This window comes from Sphingobium sp. DC-2, from assembly GCF_000722555.1.
Lineage (GTDB): Bacteria > Pseudomonadota > Alphaproteobacteria > Sphingomonadales > Sphingomonadaceae > Sphingobium > Sphingobium quisquiliarum.
This window is the reverse complement of record NZ_JNAC01000114.1, coordinates 149,187-168,363: the sequence shown is the minus strand read 5'-3', so window position 1 is coordinate 168,363 and position 19,177 is coordinate 149,187. Positions and strand designations below refer to the sequence as shown.

General features: G+C 64.3%; 16 protein-coding genes and 2 pseudogenes. 7 read left to right on the top strand and 11 right to left on the bottom strand.

The window, feature by feature from the left end; genetic code table 11:
* The first annotated feature begins 100 nt into the window (after positions 1–100).
* The gene (locus tag ET21_RS0119950; protein WP_051768265.1) at positions 101–2,503 is read left to right on the top strand and encodes a membrane-bound PQQ-dependent dehydrogenase, glucose/quinate/shikimate family; all 2,403 of its coding nucleotides are present in this window, start codon (positions 101–103) and stop codon (positions 2,501–2,503) included.
* A gap of 82 nt (positions 2,504–2,585) precedes the next feature.
* Here the strand turns inward: ET21_RS0119950 and ET21_RS0119945 are convergent, their stop codons facing one another.
* Positions 2,586–4,865 (bottom strand): FdhF/YdeP family oxidoreductase, encoded by a 2,280-nt coding sequence (locus ET21_RS0119945; RefSeq protein ID WP_030541044.1) that lies wholly within the window; start codon positions 4,863–4,865, stop codon positions 2,586–2,588.
* A gap of 158 nt (positions 4,866–5,023) precedes the next feature.
* Between ET21_RS0119945 and ET21_RS0119935 the strand changes: the two genes are divergently transcribed.
* The 3 genes and pseudogenes from ET21_RS0119935 (at position 5,024) to ET21_RS0119925 (ending at position 6,796) form a co-directional block, all read left to right on the top strand.
* Positions 5,024–5,656, top strand: a complete 633-nt coding sequence (locus tag ET21_RS0119935; protein WP_051768264.1) for a TIGR02281 family clan AA aspartic protease — start codon at positions 5,024–5,026, stop codon at positions 5,654–5,656.
* Positions 5,653–6,254 (top strand): annotated as a pseudogene (locus ET21_RS26080) (uracil-DNA glycosylase family protein). Before ET21_RS0119935 ends, ET21_RS26080 begins: the two are co-directional and overlap by 4 nt.
* The gene (locus ET21_RS0119925; protein ID WP_030541042.1) at positions 6,251–6,796 is read left to right on the top strand and encodes a DUF488 family protein; all 546 of its coding nucleotides are present in this window, start codon (positions 6,251–6,253) and stop codon (positions 6,794–6,796) included. The pseudogene ET21_RS26080 and the gene ET21_RS0119925 overlap by 4 nt, the downstream one beginning before the upstream one ends.
* Here ET21_RS0119925 and ET21_RS0119920 read toward each other — a convergent pair.
* Genes ET21_RS0119920 through ET21_RS0119905 form a run of 4 tightly spaced genes read right to left on the bottom strand, consistent with a single transcriptional unit; the run spans position 6,765 to position 9,175 of the window.
* Positions 6,765–7,217, bottom strand: coding sequence for a hypothetical protein (locus ET21_RS0119920; protein WP_030541041.1), 453 nt, complete (start codon positions 7,215–7,217; stop codon positions 6,765–6,767). The two genes, ET21_RS0119925 and ET21_RS0119920, sit on opposite strands and share 32 nt — an antisense overlap.
* Positions 7,218–7,229: 12 nt before the next feature.
* Entirely contained in the window at positions 7,230–8,441 is a 1,212-nt protein-coding gene (gene hmpA / locus ET21_RS0119915) for an NO-inducible flavohemoprotein (RefSeq protein WP_030541040.1), read from the bottom strand.
* Between the two features lie 40 nt (positions 8,442–8,481).
* Complete coding sequence (locus ET21_RS0119910; RefSeq protein WP_030541039.1) at positions 8,482–8,757, bottom strand: DUF1971 domain-containing protein; 276 nt, start codon at positions 8,755–8,757, stop codon at positions 8,482–8,484.
* On the bottom strand, positions 8,750–9,175 hold the full coding sequence (locus tag ET21_RS0119905) for a group III truncated hemoglobin (protein ID WP_021236474.1): 426 nt from the start codon (positions 9,173–9,175) through the stop codon (positions 8,750–8,752). Before ET21_RS0119905 ends, ET21_RS0119910 begins: the two co-directional genes overlap by 8 nt.
* A gap of 111 nt (positions 9,176–9,286) precedes the next feature.
* On the opposite strand from ET21_RS0119905, the pseudogene ET21_RS27285 reads away from it, so the two are divergent.
* Positions 9,287–9,607 (top strand): annotated as a pseudogene (locus ET21_RS27285) (Rrf2 family transcriptional regulator); the annotation flags it as partial.
* Positions 9,608–9,709: 102 nt separating this feature from the next.
* On the opposite strand, the gene gdhA reads toward ET21_RS27285, so the two are convergent.
* From gdhA to ET21_RS28060, 4 genes are all read right to left on the bottom strand, one after another.
* Entirely contained in the window at positions 9,710–11,059 is a 1,350-nt protein-coding gene (gene gdhA / locus ET21_RS0119895) for an NADP-specific glutamate dehydrogenase (protein WP_030541037.1), read from the bottom strand.
* A gap of 395 nt (positions 11,060–11,454) precedes the next feature.
* The gene (locus ET21_RS0119885) at positions 11,455–12,750 is read right to left on the bottom strand and encodes an O-acetylhomoserine aminocarboxypropyltransferase/cysteine synthase family protein (RefSeq protein ID WP_030541036.1); all 1,296 of its coding nucleotides are present in this window, start codon (positions 12,748–12,750) and stop codon (positions 11,455–11,457) included.
* A 99-nt stretch (positions 12,751–12,849) separates the two neighbouring features.
* The gene (gene rnk, locus ET21_RS0119880; protein WP_021236469.1) at positions 12,850–13,263 is read right to left on the bottom strand and encodes a nucleoside diphosphate kinase regulator; all 414 of its coding nucleotides are present in this window, start codon (positions 13,261–13,263) and stop codon (positions 12,850–12,852) included.
* A gap of 235 nt (positions 13,264–13,498) precedes the next feature.
* On the bottom strand, positions 13,499–14,557 hold the full coding sequence (locus ET21_RS28060; protein WP_051768263.1) for a PD40 domain-containing protein: 1,059 nt from the start codon (positions 14,555–14,557) through the stop codon (positions 13,499–13,501).
* Between the two features lie 135 nt (positions 14,558–14,692).
* Between ET21_RS28060 and ET21_RS28055 the strand changes: the two genes are divergently transcribed.
* Both ET21_RS28055 and ET21_RS0119865 read left to right on the top strand, forming a co-directional pair.
* Positions 14,693–16,891 carry a hypothetical protein gene (locus ET21_RS28055; RefSeq protein WP_051768262.1) on the top strand — a complete coding sequence of 733 codons (2,199 nt, stop codon included), beginning with the start codon at positions 14,693–14,695 and terminating at the stop codon, positions 16,889–16,891.
* A 46-nt stretch (positions 16,892–16,937) separates the two neighbouring features.
* Positions 16,938–18,032, top strand: a complete 1,095-nt coding sequence (locus tag ET21_RS0119865) for a hypothetical protein (RefSeq protein ID WP_051585306.1) — start codon at positions 16,938–16,940, stop codon at positions 18,030–18,032.
* Between the two features lie 13 nt (positions 18,033–18,045).
* Here the strand turns inward: ET21_RS0119865 and fdhD are convergent, their stop codons facing one another.
* Both fdhD and ET21_RS26075 read right to left on the bottom strand, forming a co-directional pair.
* Positions 18,046–18,861, bottom strand: coding sequence for a formate dehydrogenase accessory sulfurtransferase FdhD (fdhD, locus tag ET21_RS0119860; RefSeq protein WP_051768261.1), 816 nt, complete (start codon positions 18,859–18,861; stop codon positions 18,046–18,048).
* Between the two features lie 10 nt (positions 18,862–18,871).
* Entirely contained in the window at positions 18,872–19,177 is a 306-nt protein-coding gene (locus ET21_RS26075; protein WP_081856805.1) for a formate dehydrogenase subunit delta, read from the bottom strand.

The window sequence follows — 19,177 nt, the reverse complement described above, 5'->3', positions numbered from 1 at the left end:
GGGGTTGGGGTTCCGGCCGGGCGCACGCCCGAACCTCAAAAGAGGGAACAGCAGGCCCCCTCCGCCGTTTGACCGTTAACCCAACAGAAACAGGTGAAACATGGCGGACACGGCAGCGCGCAACGGGTCTTCGCCGGGCTGGCCCACGAAGCTCCTGGGATGCGTGACCGGGTTGATCGGGCTGGTCCTGGCCGTGGGCGGGGCATGGCTCGCTGTCGTTGGCGGGTCGCCCTATTATCTGATCACCGGCGTTGCCATGATGGCGTCGGGATGGCTGCTGTACCGGCGGCGGATGCTGGGGGCGTGGCTCTATATCGTTGTCGTGGCCGCGACCATCCTCTGGGCCTTCTGGGAAGTGGGGACGAATGGCTGGGCGCTGGTGCCGCGCGTGATCGCGCCGCTGGTCCTGCTGATCGCGGTGCTGCTGGTCATGCCGCTGATGTCGGTGCGCGCGGACAGGTGGAAGCTGGCGGGCGGCGCGATCGCGGCGGTCATCCTGCTGACGGCCGTCACCGGATTCACGCTGGGCCGGATCAACCAGCCACGGGTGCAGGCCGCCCTGCCCGCGGCGTCCGGCGTCATGGCCGATCCCGCCTTGTTGCAGGCGGGGACCGACTGGCCTGCCTATGGCGGATCGGAAAGCGCCCGGCGCTTCTCGCCGCTGACGCAGATCACGCCCGCCAATGTCGCATCGCTGGAACAGGTCTGGCTGACGCATACGGGCGACATGCCCTCCAGCGCCGCGAAGGGCACCTATGGCGCTGAGAATACGCCGCTGAAGATCGGCAACACGCTCTATGTCTGCACGCCCAAGAGCATCGTCATCGCCCTTGACCCGGCGACCGGCCGCCAGCGCTGGCGCTTCGATCCACGCGTGCCCGACACCGCCATTCCCTATACCGCCGCCTGCCGTGGGGTCAGCTATTATGCCGTGCCCGATGCCGCCCCGGCCACGGCCTGCGCCAGGCGGATCATCTGGGGCACGCTGGACGCGCGCCTGTTCGCGATAGACGCGAGCACCGGCAAGCCGTGCCAGGATTTCGGATCGAACGGACAGGTGGATACGAAGATCGGCATGGGCCAGACCCCGCCCGGCTATGTGTCCATCAATTCGCCGCCCACCATCGTGCAGGGTGTGGCCGTGACCGGGCATCAGGTGCTGGACGGGCAGGACCGCTGGGCCCCTTCCGGCGTGATCCGGGGGTTCGATGCCGTCACGGGCAAGCTGCGCTGGGCCTGGGACATGATGCACCCGGACTGGAACGGCTATCCCCCGCCCGGACAGACATGGGCACGGGGCACGCCCAATATGTGGACGGCGGCGAGCGGGGACGAGCAGCTTGGCCTTGTCTACCTGCCCATGGGCAATGCCGCCGCCGACTATTATAGCGGCCTGCGCCGCCCGCCAGAGAATTTCTACGCAACCTCTCTGGTGGCGCTGGACGTGCGGACGGGCAAGCCGCGCTGGCGGTTCCAGGCGGTGCGCAAGGATGTGTGGGATTATGATTTCGGCGCGCAGGCGACGCTGGTGGACTATCGCGGCACGCCCGCGCTGGTGCTGCCGAGCAAGCAGGGGGACATCTATATCCTCGACCGGCGCACCGGAAAGCCGCTGACGCCGGTGGGGGTCATGCGCGCGCCGGGCGGAGGCGTGGAGCCGGACCAGCGGTCCCCCTTCCAGATCTTTTCGCGCTGGCACACACTGCGCAAGCCGGAGCTGACCGAGCGGGATATGTGGGGTATGTCCCCCATCGACCAGATGATCTGCCGCATCCAGTTCCGGCAGGCGAGCTACAAGGGGTTCTACACGCCGCCCGAAAGCAAGCGGCGGTCGATCGAATATCCCGGATATAATGGTGGCACCGACTGGGGCGGCGTGGCGGTCGATCCGCGGCGCGGGGTGATCGTCGCCAATTATAACGACATGCCCAACTATGTCCGTCTGGTCCCGCGCGCGGAGGCCAACAAGCTGGGCTGGGCGCCGCGCGAGCAGGCGCGCGGCAATATCGGCGGGGCGGAAGGCGCTGGCGATCCCCAGGCACATACGCCCTATGCGATCGACGTGAATGCCGGATGGCGGATGAAATTCACCGGCATGCTGTGCAAGCAGCCGCCCTATGGCGGCATCCGCGCCATCGACCTGAATACGGGGCGCACGATCTGGGACCGGCCGTTCGGCACGGCGCGGACCAATGGACCCTTCGGCATCCCGTCCATGCTGCCCATCACCATCGGCACGCCGAACAATGGCGGCGCGGTGGTCACGGCGAGCGGCCTGATCTTCATCGCGGCGGCGACCGACAATCTGATCCGCGCCATCGACCTTTCCACCGGCAAGACGCTGTGGCAGCGCAAGCTGCCCGCTGGCGGGCAGGCGACGCCGATGGTCTATGAGGCGGGCGGGCGCGAATATCTGGTCATCTATGCAGGCGGCCACCATTTCATGGAGACGCCGGTCGGGGACGAGGTGATCGCCTATGCGCTTCCCCAAGGCCGGGGGTGATCCGGGGTGACGGAAAAACGGAAAAAGCAGCCTTAATGCGGATGCCTCGATACAAGACGATCACGCTCTGGAAGGGTGGGAATTAGCTGGCGATCCGCACGGGCACGGATTTGGCGGCGGGGGTCTTCGACAGCTTGTCATGGTGCGACAGCGGCACCAGCGGGTTCATTTCGGGATAATAGGCCGCGACGCATCCATCCGGCAGGGAAAAGGGGGTGACGGTGAGGCCGTCGACCTGCCGGTGCACGCCGTCGCCGGCATCGCTGACCAGAGCGACCACCTGTCCGGCCGACAGCCCGGCGCGGGCGATCTCTTCCGGGTTCATGAGCAGCACGTCGCGCGTGCCCTCCACCCCGCGCAGGCGGTCCGAATAGCCGTAGATGGTGGTGTTGAACTGATCGTTCGAACGCAGGGTGATGAGGCGGTAACGGCCCGGCGCATCTTCGAACCCGCAGCCCGACAGGGTCGTGGGGACGGTGAATTCCGCCTTTCCGCTTTCCGTCTGCCAGATCCGCTCGCGCGCCTTGTTGCCCTTGTAGAAGCCGCCGGGGGTGAACATCCGGGCGTTGAAATCGTCGAACTTGCCGGGATAGCTCGCCTCGATAAGGTCGCGCACCCTGGCATAGTCGCCGACCCATTCGTCCCACCGAACCTTCGGATTGGGCGGCAGAGTTTCCCTGGCGATGCCAGCGACGATCGCGAGTTCGGACATAAGATGTTCGCTGGCGGGCTTGCGCTTGCCGACCGATCCGTGGATGCAGGACAGGCTGTCCTCCATCGTCACCGTCTGCGGGCCGCTGGCCTGCATATCCTCCTCCGACCGGCCAAGGCAGGGGAGAAGATAGGCGACCTCTCCATTGATCAGGTGGCTGCGGTTGAGCTTCGTCGCGATCTGGACAGTAAGGCGCATGTTCGTCCATGCCTCCTCCATCTTCTCCTGCTCAGGAATGGCGCGGAGGAAATTGCCGCCCAGGCTGAGGAAGGCCTTCACCTTGCCCGCGATGATGGCTTCGCAGGCTTCGACCGTGTTCATGCCCTTTTCCATCGGCGGGTCGAAGCCGAACAGTTGCTTCAGCCGGTCGTTGGGCACCAGTTCGGGCTTTTCGGAGATACCGACCGTGCGCTGACCCTGCACATTGGAATGGCCGCGCACGGGCGAGATGCCCGTCCCTTCCCGCCCGATATTGCCGCGCAGCAGCAGCAGGTTGACCAGCGCGCCGATGGTCTGCGACCCGTGGACATGCTGCGTCACGCCCATGCCGTAGACGCCGATCACCTTGTCCGCATCGCAATAGATGTCCGCCGCCGCCTCCAGATCGGCGCGGCGCAGGCCGGATTCCCTTTCAATCTCTTCCCAGCTTGTGGCGTCGAGGCAGGTGGTGAAAGCATCGAAGCCATGGCAATGCTGATCGATGAAGGCGGTGTCGATCAGGTGGCGCTTTTCCCGCGCGAACAGGCCGGCGTCGCGGGCCATGACATGCTTGCACAGGCCCATGATGGCGGCGATGTCCCCGCCGGGGCGGACCTGGAAATAAAGGTCGGAAATCTCCGTTCCCCTGGACGTCAGCATCTCCGCCGGGCTTTGCGGGTTGACGAATTTGAGGAGGCCCGGTTCGCGCACCGGATTGAAGGTCACGATCTTGCAGCCGCGCTTCACCGCTTCCTGCAAGGGGTGGAGGAAGCGCGGGCTGTTGGAGCCGGTATTCTGGCCGAAGAAGAAAATGGCGTCGCATGTGTCGAAGTCGCTGAGCACGCAGGTGCCGACCGGCGAGCCCGTCACCTTCTTGAGGCCGACCGATGTGGTTTCATGGCACATATTGGAACTGTCGGGCAGGTTGTTATGGCCGTAGAGCCGCGCGAACAGGGCGTAGAGATAGGCGGTCTCCAGGCTGGCGCGCCCGGAGGTGTAGAAGACGGTGTCCTTCGGATCGAGCGCGCGCAGTTCCGCCCCGATCTCCCGGAACGCGTCCGCCCAGCTCACCGGCAGGTAGCGGTCGCTGGCGCGGTCGTAGCGCATGGGATGGGTCAGCCGACCCTGCTGTTCCAGATCATGGTCGCGCCAGCCCTTCAGGTCCGTGACGCTGTGTTCCTCGAAGAAATCCGGGGTGCAGCGACGGCTGGTGAGTTCCCACAGCGTCGCCTTCGCGCCATTTTCGCAAAATTCGAAAGGGTGCGGCTTGGCGGGCTTGGTCCAGGCGCAGGACACGCACATGAAGCCGCCGGGCTTGTTCTGGCGCCGCAGCGTTTCCAGCACGGCGGGCGAATCCAGTTCCTTGCCGTAAATGCGCCCCATGCCCTTGAGCGAGCCCCAGCCACCGGCGGGACCGTCATAATGCACGGTGTCGTTTTCGGGCTTGGTCATGCTTCTGCTCCTGGGGCGGGTTGGGGGGCTTGCAGCAGACAATGCGCGCCGCGCCGGAAATATCCTGCCGGTGTCGCCTGCTGGTCAGCCGCGAGGCCAGGGCAAAGCCATAGATCCGCGGTGGATCGAACCGCCCGGCTAACGGTTCACCCCTTGTCATGCCTGTTTCGATCAATCCCGAATGGCAGCAGATGGCGATCTACGCCGTTGGCACCGCGATAGTGCTGATCCTGCTTTTCAACATCCCCTATGCCGGGCGGGTGCTGCGGGCGCTGTTTTCCTTTGCGCTGCTGGCCTTCTGCATCTTTCTGTTGATGCAGCAGGCGCCGTTCGATCCCACTCTGGCGCGGATCACGGCGCAACTGGGCATCGATGGCCAGCAGGTGAGCGGCAGGGAGGTGCGCATCCGCATGTCGCCGGACGGGCATTTCTGGGCACGGGCAGAAATCAACGGCGTGGAGCGCAGGATGCTGATCGACAGCGGCGCGACCGTCACCACCCTGTCCGAAGAAACGGCGCAGCGCGCCTCGGTCGAGCGCGGCAGCGGGCTGCTGCCCATCGTCATGCGCACCGCCAATGGCGTGGTTCCGGCCGACACGGGGACGATCGGCCGGTTCGTGCTGGGCGGCATAGAGGCGCGCAACCTGAAGGCCGCCATTTCGCCCGCGATCGGGAACATCGACGTGTTGGGCATGAACTTCCTGTCCCAACTCGCTTCCTGGCGGGTGGAAGGCCGCACGCTGATCTTGGTCCCGCGCGTCGAGGGCGCCAAAGCCGCGACGGGTGCATGACGCGTGCCGGACATGAGGATGACGCGGTGACGGCGTTGGATGAACTGATTGCCGGGGTCAGGGCTTGCCGCGCATGCGCTGGCAGGCTGCCCGGCGAGCCGCGCCCCGTGGTTCAGCTTTCGGGCTCCGCCAGGCTGCTGATCGCGAGCCAGGCGCCGGGCGCGAAAGTGCATGCGTCGGGCATCCCTTTTTCCGATGCTTCGGGGGACAGGCTGCGCGAATGGATGGGGATTTCGCCGGAAACCTTCTACGACGAGAGCCAGGTCGCATCCTGCCCATGGGCTTTTGCTATCCGGGGCGCGGCGCGGGCGGCGACAAGCCTCCCCGCGCCGAATGCGCCCATCTGTGGCGCAGCGCCCTGCTTGCGGAGATGCCGCAGATCGAACTGACCCTGCTGGTCGGGACATATGCGCAGGACAATGTGCTTGGGCCCGGCCGGATGTCGGACCGCGTGCGGCACTTCGACGCCTATCTGCCCGCCTATTTCCCGCTGCCGCATCCGTCATGGCGTTCCCGCATATGGATGCGCGACAATGCATGGTTCGAGGCGGAGGTGCTGCCGGAACTGCGCAGGCGCGTGAAGGACGTGCTGGAATGACGGGCGGGACCATCTACACCATCGGTCATTCCACCCGGCCGATCGACACCTTCGTCGACATGCTGCGCGGCGGCAATGTCCAATGCGTCGTCGATGTGCGGACCATTCCACGGTCGCGGACCAACCCGGACTATAATCTGGACAGCCTGCCCGAAACGCTGTCCCGCTGGCAGATCAGGCACAGGTTCATCAAGGCGCTGGGCGGGCGGCGTGGGCGTCAGAAACAGGTGGCGGCCGATGTGAACGGCTTCTGGGACAATCAGAGCTTCCACAACTATGCCGACTATGCGCTTTCGCCCGAGTTCCTGGCCGGGCTGCACGAGCTTGAGCAACTGGCCCGTGAGACATGCTGCGCCATCATGTGTTCGGAAGCGGTCTGGTGGCGGTGCCACCGGCGCATCATTGCCGACTATCTGATCGCCGGGGGGTGGAACGTGCTGCACCTGATGGATCGCGGCCGCATCGAACCGGCACGGATGACGCCCGCCGCCAGCGTCGCGGGAGAGGCTATCACCTACCCGCCACCGCCCCAAGCATGGTGATGGCGGCCAGCAGCAGCAGGATGCGGTGCATCCATTCCATGCGGCGGAATTCTATCGCCGGGCGGCCGGACCGCTTCAGCCGCTGATGCAGGCCCAGCGGCTCGATCAGGAACAGCATCGCCGCGAAGATGGTCCAGACGGCCAGCATCGCATGCATCCACCAGAAATGCGGGTCGGCAAACCGGCTCCACATCTGGCCGCGGTCGATCATCCACAGGCCGCTGGCGCCCGCGATCAGCACCCACAGGCGCGCTTGCCCGGCAAAGCGCTCCTCGAACCTGTGAAAGGTGGCCAGCCATTGATCGGGCGGGCTTCCCCTGCGGATGGACGGCATCAGCACGAGCGTGACGAAGGCCACGCCGCCGATCCACAGCAAGACCGCGAGGACGTGGATCGCCCTGGCGATGGTGATGCCGTCCATCGCGGCCCCCGCTCAGGCGGCGAGAAGTTCGTCGGCCGGGCCGAAGAACTCATAATGGATGCGGGCCGAAGGCACCCCGGCCAGCGACAGAGTCGACACCGCATGGCGCAGGAAGGGGCGCGGGCCGCAGATATAATAGTCGGCCTCCGCCACCGGCGTGTTCGCGACCAGCCATTCGTCCGTGATGATCCCGGCGGCGTCATAGTCGCGGCCTTCCACCTCGTCGGCGAGCGGGGTTTGATGGAAGTCCGTCACCTTGATCGCCTTGCCCCTGGCCGCGACGGCGCGGACATGATCGCGCATCGCATGGGTTTCGCGATTGTGCGTGCCGTGGACATAATGCACCGGCACCGGCGCGCCGCTTTCCGCCAGCGCTTCGAGCATCGCCACCATGGGCGTCAGGCCGACGCCGCCCGACAGCAGCACCACGGGCCGCTCGACATGATCGGCCAGGAAGAATTCGCCTGCGGGCGCGGCCACTTTCAGGATGGTTCCCGGCCTGACTTCCTCATGAAGCCAGCCGGACGCCAGCCCATGGGGTTCACGCTTCACGGAGATGCGGTAGGTCTGGCCGTTCGGGGCGGCCGAGATGGAATAGTTTCGCTTGATGGGGGGATGCCCCGGAATTTGCAGCCAGAAGGTCAGATATTGCCCGGCCTTGTGATCCATGACCGGGCCGCCATCGGCCGGACGAAGGATGAAGGAGTTGATGACGCTGCTTTCCCGGATGACGTCTTCCACACGGAAGTCGCGCCAGCCGTTCCAGCCGCCGTCCGCGTCCTTCTGTTCCGTATAGATGCGCTGTTCACGGGCGATCAGAATGTTGGCGAGGAACCAGTAGGCCTCACCCCAGGCGGCGAGGATTTCGTCGGTCGCGGCGTCGCCCAGCACCGCCTTGATCGCGCCGAGCAGGGCATTGGCCACATGGGGATAATGTTCGGGCAGGATCTGCAAGCCCACATGCTTCTGCGCGATCCGCTCGATAGCGGGGGCGAGCGCGCCCAGATTGTCGATATTGCTGGCATAGGCGAGGATGGCCCCGGTCAGCGCGCGCGGCTGGGACCCGGCATCGCCATGATGCGACTGGTTGAAAAGGTCGCGGATTTCAGGGTCCTGAAACATTCGCGAATACATTTCACGGACGATGTCGAGGCCGTGGGCCTCCAGCGCCGGGACTGTGGCCTTGACGAGCGCGACGGTCTGCTCGCTGAGGGGTTGCGACATCGATATCTCCTCTACTGTAAATGCGTCAGGAACTTGGAAATCAGGGGAAAGGATTCTGGTCGTAGAAATCGACCTGCATCTTCATGGCCCCGATGGGCGTCACGAAATGGGGCTGCTGGGGCTGCACGAGGCCGGGCTGCTGCGGCGTCAGCAGCGATTCAGATGGCGGTTCGAGGTAGCTGAGCCGGAGCTGCCCCTCCAGAACCTTGATCACGCCCCAGACGCCAGCCTTGGTACTGTGCCGGGCGCGCAACGCCGCGGGCAGCGAGCTTTCGTCGAACACAGGCGTCGAGCGGTAGGGCAGGACATCAGCCATGATGCGCCCCCTCCGCCTTGCGGACAGGGAAAGGCGGCGCGCCCGAAGGCAGGCGGAAGAACATGGCGAGTTGAAGGCTTTCAGCGATCTGCGCCGCCTTGGCCTGAAGCGCTGCCGCGGCCTTGGGCGTCATCAGATCATCCGTGGTTTCCTTCCACAGGAGCAGCCAGCGGTCGAACAGTTCCGGCGTGATCCGCGCCTTGTGCTTCATGTGCGCGGCGACCGGCTGGCCCTTGTAGCGCCCGCTCGCCAGCATAACCGACGACCAGAAGGCGGTCAGCTTCTTCAGATGGTCCGGCCAGTCATGAATGGCGTCGTTGAATATGGGACCGAGCGCCGCGTCGCCCCGGACGCGGGCGTAGAAGGCGTCCACGAGCGGCCCCAGATCCGATTCCCTGATGTGCGAGACGCCATTCACGACTCAAGCTCCAATCATGCATTGAAAATACATCTATAAGGCGGATTTGAAACATGCAACAGAATTGCATATTTATCGGATGCCATTTTCAAGGATCGCCGGAGCCGCCCAATGAAGCTGACGCTGTATACGGATTATTCCATGCGCGTGCTGCTCTACCTCGGCGCGAACAGCGGCCGCCTGTCCTCCATCGCGGAGGTGGCGCAAGCCTATGGCATATCCCAAAATCACCTGATGAAGGTGGTGAACGGCCTCGCCCGCGCGGGCTATATCGAAAGCGTGCGGGGGCGCGGGGGCGGCATCCGGCTGGGGAAAGCGCCGGAGGACATCAATGTGGGCGTGCTCGTCCGCTATACGGAGGAGGGGTTCGACCTGGTCGATTGCGGCAGCTGCGTCATCGCGCCCGCCTGCGGGATGACGGCCGTGCTCAGGGAAGCGGTCTCCGCCTTTTTGAGCGTGCTGGACGGCTATACGCTGGCCGACATCATGGCCAGGCAACGGACCCCCCCCCCGTTACGCCGTTCGGGATTGGGGCTAGATCACGCCCAGCGCCTCCATCGCCTCGGCCACGCGGACGAAGCCGGTGATGTTCGCGCCCAGCACATAATTGCCGGGCGCGCCGTAGGATTCGGCAGTTTCGGCGCAACTGTCGTGAATCCGGCGCATGATCATGGCGAGGCGGGCTTCCGTTTCCTCGAAGGTCCAGCTGTCGCGGGACGCGTTCTGCTGCATTTCCAGCGCTGATGTGGCGACGCCCCCGGCATTGGCCGCCTTTGCGGGGCCGAAGAGCACATTCGCGTTCTGGAACAGGCGGACCGCTTCCGGCGTGCAGGGCATGTTCGCGCCCTCTCCCACGGCCATGACACCGTTGCGGATCAGCACTTCCGCATCCTTGCCGTTCAATTCATTCTGCGTCGCGGAAGGCAGGGCGACGTCGCAGGGGACCTGCCAGATGGTGCCCTGATCAGTGAAATAAGCGCCCGCGCCCTTCAACCGCGCATATTCGGAAATGCGCTCGCGGCGGACGAGCTTGATCTCCTTGAGCAGTTCCAGATCGATCCCCTCCTCATCGACGATGAAGCCCGACGAGTCCGAACAGGCCACTGCCCTGCCGCCGAATTCCTTGATCTTCTCGATCGCGAAGATGGCGACATTGCCCGAACCGGAAACGATGGCGCGCTTGCCCTCCAGGCTTTCGCGCCGGGTCTTGAGCATCTGGTCGACGAAATAGACGGTGCCGTAGCCGGTCGCTTCGGTGCGCGCGCGCGATCCGCCGTAGATCAGGCCCTTTCCGGTCAGGACGCCCGCTTCATAACGGTTCGTCAGGCGCTTATATTGGCCGAACAGATAGCCGACCTCGCGCGCGCCGACGCCAATGTCGCCCGCCGGGACATCGGTATATTCGCCAAGATGGCGGTAGAGTTCGGTCATGAAGGACTGGCAGAAGCGCATGATCTCGCCATCCGAACGATCGCGCGGATTGAAGTCCGACCCGCCCTTGCCCCCGCCGATCGGCAGTCCGGTCAGCGCATTCTTGAACGTCTGCTCGAACCCCAGAAACTTGATGATGCCGACATTGACTGACGGGTGGAAGCGCAGCCCGCCCTTATAGGGCCCAAGGGCGGAATTGAACTGGACGCGAAAACCCCGGTTGATGTGGGTCTGCCCCTTGTCATCGACCCAGGGCACGCGGAAGATGATCTGGCGCTCCGGCTCGCAAATGCGCTCGATCAGGGCGTTGTCCATATATTCCGGGTGCTTCGCGACGACGAGCCCCAGGCTTTCAAGCACTTCCTCGACCGCCTGATGAAATTCGGTTTCACCGGCATTCCGCCTGAGGACGTCCTCATATACGGGCAGAAGCTTCTCATCGATCCGGGGCATGTCTGTCTCCTTCTTTCCAGATGGACGGATCGAGTCCGCCATTTTCGAACAGGCGCGGGCTATCGGAGCCGGGCGGCTGCCGTTTCGTTATTTATGGGATGGTTGGGGGCCGCCGCCCCGCCTGGCATTCTGATCATCGCGCTGGCTTTCGGAAGGAAGGAGCGCGCCCATGCACGGCGCGCCGCAGACTTTCGATCTACCCCGGGTCCGGGGCATGAAGCGCCGCAACCCGGGGCTAGTTGCCCGCGAGAAGCTGTCCCCCTTGATAGCGGAAGCGCACATGATCACTGCGTGAATGCATCATGAGCGCCATGGCACAGCCCGCCCGCCGGAGTCAAACGCGCGGCGGCCGGGGGTCTTCCCCTGTCAGTAATCGGAAAATTCCCCCCGCCCGATCAGTGCGCCGCCGCCAGCGCCTGGTCGATATCGGCCAATATGTCGCTGATATGCTCTATGCCGATGGACAGGCGGACATAGCCGGGCGACACGCCCGACGCGCGCTGTTCCGCTTCGTTCAACTGCGAATGGGTCGTGGAGGAAGGATGGATCGCCAGACTGCGCGCATCGCCGATATTGGCGACATGGTAGAATAGCTGCAAAGCATTGATGAAGCGCCGCCCGGCCTCTATCCCGCCTGCAAGTTCGAAGCCGACAAGCCCGCCATGCCCGCCGGTCAGGTATCGGTCCGCCAGGGCCCTGGCTTCGCCATCCTGCTGCGACGGGTGAATAACCCTGGTGACCGCGGGGTGTTGCGCCAGATGGCTGGCCACCCCGGCGGCATTGGCGCAGTGCCGTTCCATCCGCAGCGCCACCGTCTCAATCCCCTGGATCAGCTGGAACGCGTTGAAGGGCGACATCGCCGCGCCCAGATCTCGCAGCAGGATTACCCTCGCCCGCAAGATATAGGCGATCGGGCCAAGCGGCTTTGCCGCCTCCGTCCAGACCGCGCCATGATAGGAGGGATCGGGCGTGTTGAGCAGCGGCTGCCGGGCGGGATCGGCCGCCCAGTCGAAATTGCCGCCATCGACGATCAATCCGCCGATGGAGGTGCCATGCCCGCCCAGATATTTGGTCGCGGAATAGACGACGACCGCCGCGCCATGATCGAACGGACGGCACAGCAGCGGGGCCGCCGTATTGTCCATGATCAGGGGAATGGCGGCTTCCCGGCCGATGGCGGCGACCTCCGCGATCGGGAACACCTCCAGCTTCGGATTGGGCAGCGTCTCCGCATAATAAGCGCGGGTGCGGTCGTCCGTCGCACGGCGGAAATTTTCAGGATCGGAAGGATCGACGAAGCGCACCTCGATCCCCTGATCCTTCAACGTGTTGGCGAAGAGGTTGTAGGTGCCGCCGTAGAGCGCCGTCGAACTGACGATATTGTCCCCCGCCCGCGCCAGATTCTGCACCGCATAGGCCGAAGCCGCCTGCCCTGAAGCGACGGCCAGCGCCGCCGCTCCGCCTTCGAGCGCGGCGATGCGCTTTTCCAGTACATCCGTCGTCGGATTCATGATCCGGGTATAGATGTTGCCCATTTCCTGGAGCGCGAAGAGGGACGCCGCATGTTCCGCGTCGCGGAACTGGTAGGACGTCGTCTGATGGATCGGCACCGCGACCGATCCGGTCGCCGGATCGGCCCGCCATCCGGCATGAACGGCAAGGGTTTCGGGTCTGGGCCTTTGTTCGGACATGGGAACTCCGTGGATCAGAATATGCCGCCGGGGCAGCCTTGAAGAATGGGACAAACAAGCGGGGCTGTCCACCGCCTGCTTGATCCCGGGACATGCCGGTCAGTTGGCCGCCCTCTCCCGCGCGACCTTTACGATTTTCAGCGCGCGTTCGCGGCCGTCCCGGTCGGGCCAGAGAATGGACTGCCCCTCCCTCAGCCCGATCAGGCCAGCGCCCACCGGCGTCAGTATGGATATGCGCCCGGCCGAAATGTCAGCGTCGCCGGGATAGACGAGTTGATAGCTATGCTCCTTCTCGCCGCCCTCGTCGATGAAATCCACCGTGGCATACATGGTCACGACATCGTCCGGCATCTGGGCGGCGGTGCGGATGGTGGCGCGCCCTATCTCCTCCAGAAGCATGGCGCTAACTTGCGGCAGGCGCTTGGCGGCGGCGATCGCCAGATCGGTAATCGCATCGGCTTCTGAATCGATCATGTGAATCGGCGGGCGTCGGCTCGCCTTCTTGCTGGTCATGGGTCTGGCTTTCCGGGATGAACTGCCTCCGGCATGCGGAGGCCATCGTGTCGCGAGTCTGTCCGGCCCCGAGTTCAGGGCGAAAAGCACCGGAACCCGGGGCTATATGCCCGCGAGAAGCTGCCCCCCATGGTGGCGAAAACGGTGATGACAGCGGCAAGCCTTCATCACCCCATGATGTCGCGGGACGCCGCTTATGTCAAACCGGGTCCAGCGGATCGATGCCCGGTCCCTGCTATTGCAGCCGCAACAGGAACAGCCCGTAGCCCACGCCGGGAAGGTCATCGCGCCGCCCCGATTGGAAGACGATCATCTTGCCATCCGGGCTGACCACGGGGTTCGACGCCTTGTAACCGTCATAATCGCCCCAATGGGTCAGCCGGACCATGTCGGTCCCGTCCGGCTCCAGCCTGAGTTTCCACACATCGATATATTTGTCGGAATGCTTTTCCTTGCCCCGGCTCGATTCCACGAGGATATGGCGGCCGTCAGGGAATATTCCTTCGGCTTCATTATATTCCTGCGGAATTTTCCGGTAGGTCGTCACTTTCCCGCTTTTCAGGTCGACGCCCATCACATCCGCATAGGGCAGGCGATAGCAGCTGTAGATCAGTTCCTGGTCGTTATTGCGGAAATCCTGCACCTCAAGGCCGCAGTCCGCGGAGTTGGAACGCAGCACCTCTCGCTTATTGGCGAGTTTGGGCACGCCATTTTCCTCGACGATATCGGCGACATAGACGATGGAAACGTTCGGCGCGATCTGGCCCGGATAGTTGCGGGCCGAATTGGCCCAGGCGATCTTCATCGACTGGCGCGAGATGGCGATGCCTTCGAATATCTTGTGGTCGAGCGGGATGGGCTTCGACTTGCCGTCCTTCCTGAGGACCCACATCTCCTGATCCTCGAACCGCGTCTTGATCGGATTTTCGAACTTGCGCGCGCCGATCAGGAACAGGTCGCCGTTCGGCAGATATTGCGCCCTTAAATAGCCCGCATGCGGATAGGGGGTGAGGACGCGCAGTTCGCCGGTCCGCACGTCGATTTCGAAGGCGTCCCCGAAACTCTTGGACATGAAGGCGACCTTGCGGCCATCGGGCGACCAGGACGCGCGCTCCCCGAACCAGGAGAGGCGCGTGATATTCGCGGGAAGATGATCTTCAGGGTTGCCCGTCTTGAGTCCGGCTCCGGCCTTGCCGTTTGCGGCCTGATCCGCCGCAGCGAAACTGGCGGACGTGCAAAGTGCGGCCAGCAGCATGGCCGCGATCATTTTGCCCTTATGGCGGCTCCGAACCATCAGTCCCCTCCTTCTTATACCTGGCTTGGATAACCGGACCGGACCGGCCAGACAACAGCCCTGCACAACCATGAATTTGATTATTGCGCAGATTTGTCTACGCTTTGTCACGATATTAAGAAGAAGGGGAAGAGGATGCACGCTTTTCGCGTAGACCGCCGCCAGTTGCTGCTCGCGGGGGCGGTTGCTCCTCTGGTTCCGGGTCTTGCCGCCGGGAAAGCGCCTCCAGCGGACTCGCCGGTCGCGTTCGCGAAGCGCGAAATCACCCGTGCGTCCCCCAATCCTCCCGCGATCAGCTATAGGATCGATCCAGCGCTGAGCGGTCAGGCCTACAGGCTGAGCGGATCGCCTGAGCAGATCCGCGTCGTTGCCGGTGACGCGGCCGGGGCGATGTATGGCGGGCTGGATATCGCCGAAGCGCTTCGGACAGGGCCGGAGGCGTTGCGCGAATTGTTGCGCGACGCCAGCGTCCGCAAGCCCTATGTCGCCAAGCGCGGGATCAAGTTCAACATTCCGCTCGACCTGCGCACGCCCAGCTATGGCGACGGCGGCGACAGCAATCGCGCCAACATCCCCGAAATATGGGATCGCGATTTCTGGCTGGCCTATTTCGACGAGATGGCGCGGCAGAGGTTCAATGTCCTGACGCTGTGGAACCTCCATCCCTTTCCCTCCATGGTGAAGGTGCCGGAATTTCCAGATGTGGCGCTGAACGACGTCTGGCGCAGCCGGGAGCCGCTGGGTCCCGATATCTTCGATCCGCGCGGCAATGCGGCGCCCGCGCGTCACCTCGCCAATTATGAAGTCGTGAAGACGATGCCGATCGAGCAGAAGATCGCCTTCTGGCGCGATGTCATGGATATGGCCGCGCGTCGCGGGATAGAAATCTACATCTTCACCTGGAATGTGTTCGTCCACGGGACCGACGGCAAATATGGAATCACCGACAAGCTGACCAATCCGAAGACGATCGCCTATATGCGGGCGAGCGTTAGGGAATTGATCAAGACCTATCCGCTGCTTGCCGGCATCGGCATCACGGCTGGCGAGAATATGGGTTATCCCGGCCAGTCGGACGCGGAGCAGAATGAACGCTGGCTCTGGGCCACCTATGGCGAGGGCGTCAGGGATGCGCTGAAATCCTTGCCGGGCAGGACGGTTCCTCTGATCCATCGTTTCCACGAAACGAAGGGCGACACGATCAACCAGGTGTGGGCGGCCTATCCGGGCTTTCCGCAGTCCTTCACCTTCAGCCATAAATATTCCATCGCCCATATGTATTCGACGCCCCGCCCGCGCTTCTTCGAGCGGGAGGCGCGCAAGTCGCTGGACGGCAAGCGATCCTGGATCACGGTCCGCAACGACGACATCTTCTCTTTCCGATGGGGCGACCCTGATTTCGCGCGCGAATATATCGCGAATATGCCCGAAGCGGCCGTGCTGGCGGGATTCTACATGGGTCCTGACGGCTTTTGTCTGGGCCGCGACTTTCTGGACCGGGCCACGGCTGGAAGGCCGATCGGCAGCCACCGTCCGCTGGTGCTGCAAAAGCACTGGTATGCCTTCACCCTCTGGGGGCGGCTCGCCTATGACCCGCGGCTGAGCGATGCACGGTTCGAAGCCATGCTGGCCGATCGGTTCCCGCAGGCCAATGCCGCGACATTGTTCGCGGCGTTGCGCGCGGCGTCTCAGGTGATCCCGCGCACGACCTGCTTTTTCTGGCGCGACATCGACATGATGTGGTTCCCGGAAGCCTGCGTTCACAACAGCCTGTTCGGGATGCGCGGATATAATCCCGGCAAGATGCGCACCGAATTCTATACGGTGGCCGACTTCATGATCGGCAACACCGCGCCCGATGTCGACATGCTGAACATCCGGGAATGGCGCGCGCGAATGGCCGGAGGCAAGCCGATCGGCAAGGCTTCCCCGCTCGATGCAGCGGACGGGATCGGCGGCGCGGGGGCAGAGGCGCTGCGGCTGGCCGCTTTATTGCGCGAAGGCCTGGCCCAGGACGCGGGCCGGGAATTGCAGCAGACGATCGGGGATATTTCGGCGATGGGCCATCTGGGCCATTATTATGCCGCCAAGATCCGTGGGGCCTGTGCGCTCGCCCTGTTCGATGCTTCTGGTGACGTGGCGCAGAAGGCCGATGCCGTCCAGCATCTGGAAAATGCCTTGAGCGCATGGAAGGATTATGCTGCGGTGCACAGCGCGCAATATCTTCCGAACTTCTTCAGCCGGATCGGCTGGGTCGATGTGACGGCGCTGACCGCCGACGCGGCGAAGGACATGGACATTGCGCGATCCTGGACCGCCGGAACATTGAAATAGCCGCCCTGGATGCTCTGTTGGAACCCTTGGCAGAAGTGAGATTGTGATGTTCAGATTTTCGCTGCCTTCCATCCTGTTGCTTGCAATGACCGCGCCTTTGACGGTCGCGGCGTCCTCCGCCGGTCCCGTGACCTTGCCCATGCCGCAGTTCCGCTATGAAACCGATTGGCTGAAGCTTCCCGCCGGTCTCACCATGGGCGAGGTTGTGGCCGTCGCGGTCGACGGGCGGGATCATGTGTGGGTGCTGCACCGGCCCCGCACGGTAAAGGATCGCGATCCCGCCCAGGTCGCGCCGCCGATCGCCGAATTCGACGAACAGGGACGGTATCTGCGCGGCTTTGGCGGCCCGGCGGAAGGATATGAATGGCCTGGGAGCGAGCACAGCCTGGCGGTTGCGGCGAACGGCGAAGTGTGGATCGGCGGCAATGACCGCAGCGCCGGGCATGGGGACGACATGATCCTGGTGTTCAGCCGGGACGGGCGTTTCCTTCGCCAGATCGGACGGCGCGGCGCGACGAGGGGGAATTTCGACCGGCGGAATTTCCATGCGCCGGGCGACATCTTCGTCGATGATCGTGCACGGGAAGTCTATGTCGCGGACGGCTATGGCAATCAGAGGCTGGTGGTGCTGTCGCAACGGGACAAGGCGTTTCTGCGCCAGTGGGGCGCTTACGGCGCGCCGCCGCCAGAGCAGGCGCCCTCCCCGGCCCCGCAAAAGCAAATGCCGGTATCGGGCGAGGCGAAGGATTTCGAAGGGGTGCACGGCGTCGAGCGGGCGCGGGACGGCACGGTCTATGTCTCCGATCGCGGGCATCAGCGCATTCAGGCCTTCACGGCGACAGGCAAGTTCCTGGGCGAGGTCGTGGTCAACCGGGGGCTGGCGAACCCGCTGACCGTGTCCGGCATCACCTTTTCGCGCGATCCCGATCAACGCTATCTGTTCACCGCCGACTGGGGCAACGGCATGATGGTGGTCATCGACCGCAAACGGCTGCGGGTGATCGGCACGATCGGCCAGGCCGGGACAGGTCCGGGTGAGTTCAAGGGACCTCACCTGATCGACAGCGACAGCCGGGGCGTCATCTATGTGGCGGAAGTGCAGGGCCGCAGATTGCAGCGCCTCGTGCCGGTGGATCGCTGACCTCTCCGCCCCGTCAGAAGCCGTTGGCCAGACCCCGCGCCAGCAGCGCATCGCTGCGCGCCAGGACGATAAGGGGAAGGCCCGCAGCTTCGGCACGTTCCACCGCCAGACGGGTGGGGGCGGAGATCGTCACGAGCAGGGGGCATTGCGACAGGACCGCCTTTTCCACCAGTTCATAGGAACAGCGTGATGACAGCAGCGCAAAGCCGCCGTCCCACCCCGCATCCATGCGGCGCATCGCCCCCACCAGCTTGTCGAAGGCATTGTGCCGCCCGACATCCTCCCGCACCAGACGGATGGTCCCGTCCGCTGTGACCCATGCGGCGGCATGGGCGGCGCCGGTTTCGGCATTGAGCGGCTGATGATCGGACAGGTTGGCAAGGGCGCGGAATATGGCCGCGCGGCCCGCCGCAGCCGGGGCGATCACCCTGGGCAAGGGGCGGATGGCCTGCTCCAGATTTTCGATGCCGCAAATGCCGCAGGAGGATTCCGACGCGCGGTGCCGCACGCGGTCGAGCAAGGCGGCGGTCCGCGTCTGGGGCAAGGTGGCGCGGGCGACGATGCCCCGATCCGTGCGGTGGCTATCCACGTCGAAGGGAGGATCTTCGGGCCCGGCCAGCCGCTCGGCCAGGGCGAATCCCAATATCAGGTCGTCGATATCGGCCGGTGTCGCCATCAGCACGGCATAGCCGATGCCGTTGAACTCGATCGCGACCGGCACCTCGTCGGCGAGCGCGCGGCCAGCAACCGCCGTGCCGCCATCAGGCGTCAGCCGCGCGAAGGACAGGCGGGAAAGCGGCGCGCCGCTCTCATCATCAGGGGGCGTCATCGTGAAGCGCCTAGCCAGCGTCGCAATGCCCGACCTCATTCACGGAATTGAACTGCTCCTCATCGGGATGCGGCGCGGCCCTTCCCTGCGCCATGCGGGCGACCGCCGCCGCCACAAGGGGGGACAGGCGATCCGGCTCATCACGGGCGATGGCGATGATCTGCTCCTTCATGCGCGGGTCCCAAAAGCTGGTCAGATGGTCGGTCAGCGCCGTGACCGCGCCCTCCTCGCCCATGGTCGCCAGATTGAGGGCGATCTGGTGCGCCATGTAGATCAGCCTGCCGGTCGTGGACATAACCTCGATATCATCGCTCAT